This window comes from Paenibacillus sp. TY11 (genome assembly GCF_059772165.1).
The window spans coordinates 1-8,514 of record NZ_JCBAIQ010000050.1 but is presented as its reverse complement, the minus strand read 5'-3'; the positions used below and the strand labels follow the sequence as shown (position 1 = coordinate 8,514).

General features: G+C 52.0%; 1 protein-coding gene. It reads right to left on the bottom strand.

What is annotated here, in order from left to right; genetic code table 11:
• The coding region (locus AC6EJC_RS26550) for a non-ribosomal peptide synthetase (protein WP_444956494.1) at window positions 1-8,514 on the bottom strand (8,514 nt) is incomplete at both ends.

Below are 8,514 nucleotides of genomic sequence, written 5' to 3'. Positions count from 1 at the left end.
TGGCTCGCTTCAAAGTCAATTGCTTCGCGCATTCCTGTAATAAAGTTGAGTACCGAGCGATGCTGCAGCATAACTCCTTTCGGATTTCCAGTCGAACCAGAGGTATAGATGACGTAAGCCAAATGCTCTGGGCGGGCAATCGTCTCCAGGTTGCCGCTTTCTCCCTGATACAATTCTTTATCCTCAAGAAACACGATATTGGCATTGCAATGATGCTCTTCTGCCAGATCACGACTGGTCAGAAGCACTGCGGCCTCGCTGTCTTCCAGCATGTATTCAATACGAGATGACGGAAATTCGGGATCGATCGGCACATAAGCACCGCCTGCTTTTAGAACGGCCAGCAGACCTACGATCATTTCCAATGAGCGCTGCACCATCAGGCCGACCAGCTTGTCAGGTCCTACTCCCTGTGCTTGAAGCATTCGTGCCAATGAATTCGCCCGTTCATTCAGCTCCCGATAAGTCAGACTCTGATTTCCAAACACCAATGCCACCTGATCTGATGTCCGTGCCGCCTGTTCCTCGAACAGCTGATGGATCGTCTGATTGTACGGATATGCACAAGCGGTGTCATTAAACGCTCCTGTAATCCGTTGTTTTTCCGCTTCTGTGACCAATTCCAGCTCTTCAACCCGAACATTTGGGTTGAGCGAAATTTGCTCCAAGAGGCGGGCAAAATGTCCATACAGACGCTCAATGCCTGTTTGATCAAAGCTGAGCGTGTTATACATAAAACGAATTTTTATGCCTTCTCCCGGCATAACGACCACGTTCAGATCGTAGTTGGTTTGCTCTGTAGACACCACGTTCGAAATCGTAAATGGTTCCTGCCCATCGCTTCCCAGTTGCTCTACCTGCTGCTCCACCGGATAATTTTCAAATACCATAATATGGTTAATTAAATCCCGTTTATGCTCGGATAGTGCCTGAATTTCATAGAGCGGGAACGCATCATACGCATTAGAATCCAGCGCCTGCTGCTGTGTTCGTTTCATCAAGTCTACAAAGGTTTCGTCCTTTTCAGACTGCACGCGCACTGGAATCGTATTAATGAACAATCCGATCATGTACTCCACACCCGGAATATCACCTGGACGACCGGATACAACACCGCCGAATACAACATCCGGACTGTTGTTATATTTTTGCAACAAGACGCCCCATACCGTCTGAATCAGCGTATTGATCGTCACCTGATTTTGTCTCGCCACCCGCTGAATCTGAGCGACCAGCTCCGGCTGGAAGTCGCAATCCAGTTCTCCGGCGACATATTCCCCGGCTTGTGCAGATTTAGGCTGTGTGGTTTGCTGCGGAAGCATAATTTGCTGCTCATAGCCCGCCAGATAATCGTTCCAGTATTGCAAAGCCACATCACGGTCCTGGCGCTCCAGCCATTCAATAAAGCGACTGAACGGCGTGACAGGCTCAAGCACAGGCTCTTGACCCGCACGAAGTGCCAGATAGCTGCCAAATACCTCCTGTGTCATAAAGGACAGGCACCAGCCATCCATCAAAATGTGATGGAAGCTCCAGATAAAGTGATACGTTTCATCCCCAGTTTGCAGGATGGAGATACGAATGAGCGCATCCTCCGTCAGACGGAAACCTTTGGCTTTATCCGCAAGGGTAAATGCCTCAACACGAGCTTTGCATTCCTCTTTTTCCAGTCCGCGCAGGTCTTCATAGTATAACTCTCCGCTGCGATTGCGGAAAACGACCTGTATTGGCTCATCCTTCCAGGAGTTGATAAAATTCGTCCGCAATGCCTCATGACGTTGTACGAGCAGATCAAAGCTCTTGCCGAAAGTGACCACATCAAAACGTCCGTGCAACTCAAAGGTGGCCTGCTCAAAATAAGCCGCCGAATCCTCATCCATCAGGCTGTAGAAGAGCATGCCCTTTTGCATCGGTGTCAAGGCATACACATTTTCCAGCTCACCCAGATCTCGCGTATCTTCCACCAGCTGCTCCAGCTCGTCCAGCGTGACGTTATTTAGCAGGACATCACTTGATGTCAACACCGTTCTGTCTTGGGCGACACAATGGTTAATCACCTCACGCAAGCCGGATGCCAGCAGCTCTCCGAGCCGTGCAATCGTTTCATGACGAAATTGCGTGGTGCCGTAGCGAATGGTGAAGACCAGCTCGCCATCCTCGATCAATCCATTGATATCCAGCGCAAAATCCATAGAGGCGTTCGTACTCACAGGCACACCGATGGAATAAGCGGAAGGCTCCAGATCGTTTCCACTATAATCCTGATCGAATTGGCCCAGATAGTTAAAGCTGATTTCTGGGTCCACATGGAGCTTCACACCTGCTTGCGCGAAAGCATCGGTGTTGGACAGGTATCGCAAAATACCGTAGCCAATGCCTTTTTGCGGAATATGACGCAGCCCTTCCTTCACCCGTTTGATCAAACGAGCGGTATTTCCGCCTTGTCCCAGACTTCCATCCAGTACAACCGGGAACTGGCTCGTAAACCAGCCAACCGTGCGCGTAATATCCACATCCGGTACAATGGCTTCCCGTCCATGGCCCTCCAGGTTAACTAGCACCCGTTCGGAGCCGGACCAGTCATAGACGGCTTTGCCGAGTGCAGCCAGCAGCAGATCATTCATTTCCGTGTTATAAGCGCGGTGAGCCTGCTTGAGTAACAGATCCGTTTCCTGCTTCGTCCAGCGGACCGTGACAACCTCACTGTCTCCAAGCAGTGCATTGTCATTCGCAAAATCCTTTGGCAAAGGCTTGGCCAGGCTGGCTTCTGCTTGTTCGATATGCTGCCAGTAAGCAAGCTCCCGCTCCATCGTCGCACTGTTTGCATAGGCTGACAGATGCTCGGCCCAGGTCTGGAACGAATCTGTTTTATGTGGCAGTCGAATAGCTTTGCCCGTCTTACCTGCAACAGCCTGCTCATAACCGGTTGCCAAATCCTCCAGCAAAATACGCCACGATACACCGTCCACGACCAAATGATGAATGACGATTAATAAATGGTCTCCTTCATCGCAATGGAACAGACCGAGCTTCACAAGTGGACCCTCGCTCAAATGAATGCTCGCTTGAATTTCACTCGCCTTAGCTTCTACAGCGGTGGATTCGTCTTCAACTCCGCTAAAATCTACGATTTCCAGCGTGTATAACTCGCCCTCCTCCACACTGCGGTTCCAAGCGGCATAGCCATGCTCCGTCTCGCGGAATATAGTACGCAATGCGTCATGATGTTGGACAATACGTTCCATGGTACAGCGCAACGCATCTACGTCAAAGCGCCCAGCTCGATACAGCATCATCGCCTGGTTGCTGTGATGCAGGTCAACCGGCTGCTGCTCAAAGAACCACCGCTGAATGGGTGTCAGTTCTACCTGGCCTACTGCCTCTTCCTGACTGGCGATCTTGCCATCTGTACGAAGCGAAGGACTAAGTGACGCCACCGTCGGATTGCTGAACAGGTCCTTCATATCCAGTCGATAGCCTTCTTGCAGCAAGCGGGACGATACTTGCAGCGCCTTGATCGAATCGCCGCCCAGCTCGAAGAAGTTATCCTGCGTGCCTACCGCTTCTACGCCGAGCACTCCGGCCCATACCGCAGCCAATACCTGCTCGACCGCCGTACGCGGTGCCACATAGGCTGCGCCGGTATGGATGCTTTCTTCCGGCTCCGGCAAGGCCTTGCGGTCGATTTTGCCGTTGCTCGTCAGTGGCAAGGTCTCCAGACGTATCAAGCGTGCAGGAACCATATGTACTGGCAGTCCTGCTTCCAGCTGCGCCTGTACCTCCTCGATCCGCATCTCGGGTTCTCCCGTGATGTATCCGCACAAATACTTGTGTCCACGCTCGTCCGTCCGGTCGATCACTACGGCTTGACGCACACCCGGCACCCGCTGGATCGCTGTTTCGATCTCGCCCAGCTCAATCCGGTAGCCCCGGATTTTCACTTGATCATCCATCCGGCCGATAAAGTCCACATTGCCGTCCGGCATCCACCGTGCCAAGTCGCCTGTGCGGTACAATCGTTCACCCGGTACGTACGGGTTCGCTACGAATTTCTCGGCCGTCAGGTCCGCACGGTTCAGGTACCCGCGTGCCACCCCGGCACCGCCGATGCATAGCTCGCCCAGTACGCCGATCGGCACCGGATTCAGCTGGCTGTCCACGATGTAGAAGCGTGCGTTCAGCCACGCCTGACCAATCGGGACACTGCCGCTGCTTGGCAACTTCGACAGTTCTTCATCGTAGAAGCTGGAGTCGATCGCCGCTTCTGTGACGCCGTAGCTGTTAATAATGCGAATATCTGCGCCAAACCGTTCTTGCAGCACTCGATAATCGGTCACACTGCAACTGTCCGAGCTGGTGATCAGCAACTCTAGACTGCTCATGTCCAGTCCGTGTTCATGCACATGCTGCATGAACGGTACGATCAAGGCCGGTGTTGATTCGAACACCGTAATTTGGTAATCGTGAATCCAGGCGTACAGACGGCTTGGATCAATCCGGTCGTCTTTCGGACAGATAACCATCGTGCCGCCGTTATAAAGCGTCCGCGCAATATCCCCGACGAACACGTCGAAGGAGAAGCTCGCCAATTGCAGCAGCCGTACCGCGAACTGGTTCAGACGGTAATCCCGGCGATAGGCCGCGGCTGTGTTTACCAGACTGCGATGCTCGATCATGACGCCCTTCGGACGTCCCGTTGTTCCGGAGGTGTAAATCACATACGCCAGATCCTGCGGTTCGTTGATGTGCTCCACATCCGCGGTATCCCCGGTGTACAGCGACTCATCGTCCAGCGCCAGTACAGTATGCAGACGCAGTCCCGTTGCGGGTTCGGATGCTACTTCGCTATCAGATGGCAAATCTGCTGTTCCATTCAGGTTTCCATGGAGAGTAACTAATTCCATCGTTTCAGCGCCAGCCGCTGTCTCCAACTCGCCCTCAGACTGCCCTCCGGTCAAGGCCTGTCGGCTTTCCTCCAGCCATGCCTGTGCACGCTCCTGCAAGCCTGTTTGCGTCAGCAGCACTGTTGCACCGCTGTCCTCCAGCATAAAGCGAATACGTTCGGACGGATAATCCGCATCTAACGGTACATATGCACCTCCGGCTTTCCATACTGCCAATACGCCGATCAGCATGTCCACCGAGCGCCCGCTCAAAATACCAACAATGGACTCTCGCCCAATGCCTTCATTCCGCAATCTACGAGCAAGTTGGTTCCCACGCTCGTTCAGCTCGCGGTACGTAAGCTGCCGCTCCTCGTATACAACTGCCACGTGATCCGGCACAAGCTGCGCCTGTTCTTCCACATAGGCGTGGAACACCCCTTCTGATTGCTTTTCATCACTCCATGCAGATACGCCTACGGATCCAAAACCGTCGATGATTTTTGCTTTTTCCGCAGCAGTCACCAGCTCAAGCTCATCTACCAGCGCATCTGGTCTGTTAATCGCTTCTTCAATAATATGCAGCAAATGCTCGCGGATTTGCTCTACAGCTGCACGTTCAAACACCAGCGCGTTGAATTCCAAATGAATATCCATTTTATCGCCTGGCACCACTGTAATGTTAAAATCATAGTTCGTTTGCTCTGACATTGAAGCATTGGCAATCGTAAAACCGTTCGTGTCACGGCTACCCATTTGCTCCATGCGCTGTTCCACCGGGTAGTTTTCAAACACCATAATATGGTTCACCAGGTCCTGTTTTTGCTCTGTTAGGGCCTGAATTTCATACAACGGATAGGTTTCATAGGCACGGGAAGCTAGTGCCTGCACCTGTATCTGCTTCATTAACGCAGCAAACGTAATATCTTTCTCACTGTGAACTCGTACAGGAACTGTGTTAATGAACAAACCAATCATTTTATCGATGCCCGGAATATCCGCTGATCTGCCGGATACGACACTGCCAACTACCACATCCCGACTGTTGTTATACCGTTGCAGCACAACGCCCCACGCTGCTTGCAGAAGTATGTTGACCGTCACTTGCTGCTGTTTAACCAGCTTGTTCATCCGTTCCGTCACTTCACGGCCCAGCGTAAACGAAAGTTTGTCCGCTTCATATTCTTTAGCGTGACCGTCCAGTTGTTTGGCCTGAGGCAATACCGTCTGCTGCTCGAAACCAGCAAAATAGTTACTCCAGAACCGTTCAGCCTCTACGTTGTCCTGCCGCTCCAGCCATTCAATATATTCACTGTATGGCGTTACCGGGGTAAGCTCCGGCTTGCGGTCTTCGAGTAGGGCAAAGTACGTATTGAATGCTTCCCCCACAACCAGGAACAAGCACCATCCGTCCATCAAAATATGATGGAAGCTCCACACAAAACGATAGGACTCTTCGCCCGTACGTAATATCGATACTCTCATCAGCTCGCCTGAGCTGAAATTAAAGCCTTCCGCTTTGTCGCGCTCTGCAAAATCAGCAATGTACGCGTCCAGCTCTGCTTGCTCTATCGAACGCACATCTTCAAAACGGAATCCGGCATGTTTGTGGCGGTACACCACCTGTAAAGGCTGCTCATTCCATCCGCTATAAAAATTCGTTCTGAATATTTGATGGCGCTCCACCAGCTGATTTAAGCTTTCGGCAAAAGCCTCCACTTGAAAGCTGCCTTGCAGATCAAATGTCGCCTGCTCAAAATACGCCCCGGATTGCGGTTCCATTAAGCCGTGGAACAGAATGCCTTTTTGCATGGGTGTTAACGAATAAATGTTTTCCAGTTCTCCTGAAGCAGCCGTCTGCTCTACAATATGATCCAGTTCTCCAGTCGTCAGTCCTTGGAAGGACAAGTCGCTTGGTGTCAGCTCTGGCAACTCTTTGGCCACACAGTGAGCCAATACCTCACGCAAGCTCTCCTGCAGCAGATCAGCCAGCTTTTTGATTGATTTTTTCATGAACGTTTTGTTGCTGTAGCTGATCGTCAGTTCCAGCGCACCGCCCGTAATCATGCCGTTGATATCAAGGGCATAACGTTTGGTCAGAGTGTCGCTAATGGATGCCCCAATGGAATAGGGAGACATGCGGAATGCATTATTTTTCAAATCCTGATCGAATTGTCCGAGATAGTTAAAGCTGATTTCCGGCTCGGCGACAAAAGCGGCTTCCCCTTCCCTAAGCGCAGAAAGATATCTCAAAATCCCGTATCCAATTCCTTTGTGCGGCAACCGACGCAGCCCTTCCTTGACGTTCTTGACACGTCGTCCCACATTCCGGTCCTCGCCCATATCCAGCACAACTGGGAATTGGCTGGTAAACCAACCGACCGTACGTGTAATATCCATGTCTGGCACAATAGCTTCCCGTCCGTGACCCTCCAGATTCACAAGCACCTGACGGATGCCTGCCCACTCCTGAATAGCGGTTCCCAGAGCTGTCAGCAACAGATCGTTCGCTTCCGTATTATAGGCACGATGCGCTTGCTTCAAGAATTGCTCCGTTTCTTCTACCGTCCATGCTACTGTCAGTGTCCGATCATCGCGAAGCTGCGGCTTCGCCTTAGATTTACGAGTGTAATCCTTAGGCAAGGATGCTTGAATCTTCCCTGCTTGCTCAATCTGCTGCCAATACGCACGCTCATTCTCCAGTGCTGTGCTGCTCGCATAAGCTAACAGCTGATCAGCCCACAAACGGAAGGAATCTGTCTTATTAGGAAAACGGACAGACTCGCCCCGTAAAGCCTGCTCATAGCCGGATGCCAAATCCTCCAGCAAAATACGCCAAGACACGCCGTCGACCACAAAATGATGGATCGCCACCAGCAAATGATCTCCATCCGGGCAACGGAACAGACCCAGCTTTACCAGCGGTCCCTCGGACAAGTTCATGTTGTTTTGAATTTCAGTTGCTTTCGCCTCAATCGTCGCGCTCAGCATGGCTTCATCCGTCAAAGCCCTGAAGTCCAGCACGTCCAGATGATACAGCTCGCCTTCCTGTATTCCGCGGTTCCACGCTTCATAGCCTTGCTCGGTCTTCCTGAACACCATCCGCAGTGCATCGTGGTGCTCCGTCAACTGGATAAGCGCCTGACGCAAAGCAGCTTCGTCAAAGCCCTGCTCCCGGTGCAGCATAATCGCCTGATTAAAGTGATGCGTGTCTACTTGCTCCTGTTCAAAGAACCAGTGCTGGATTGGAAGCAAAGCCGTTTCCCCGCTCACTTCTCCCTGATCTGCCATACGACTTACCTCGTGCATATGCGGTGCCAGTGCTGCGACGGTTGGATACCGAAGAAGATCCTTCATATCCAGCTTGTAGCCTGCCTGGAACGCACGGGATACGATTTGAATCGCCTTGATCGAATCGCCGCCCAGATCAAAGAAATTGTCCAAGATACCGACGGTTGGCACGCCCAGGACTGACTGCCAGATCGTTACAAGTGCCCGTTCCGGCGCGGATTGCGGCTCTGCATAATCCGCTCCGCTTTGCAGACTGCCTTCCGGTGCCGGCAGCGCCTTGCGGTCGATTTTACCGTTCGGTGTCAGCGGCATCTGCTCCAGCCAAATGAAATACGACGGC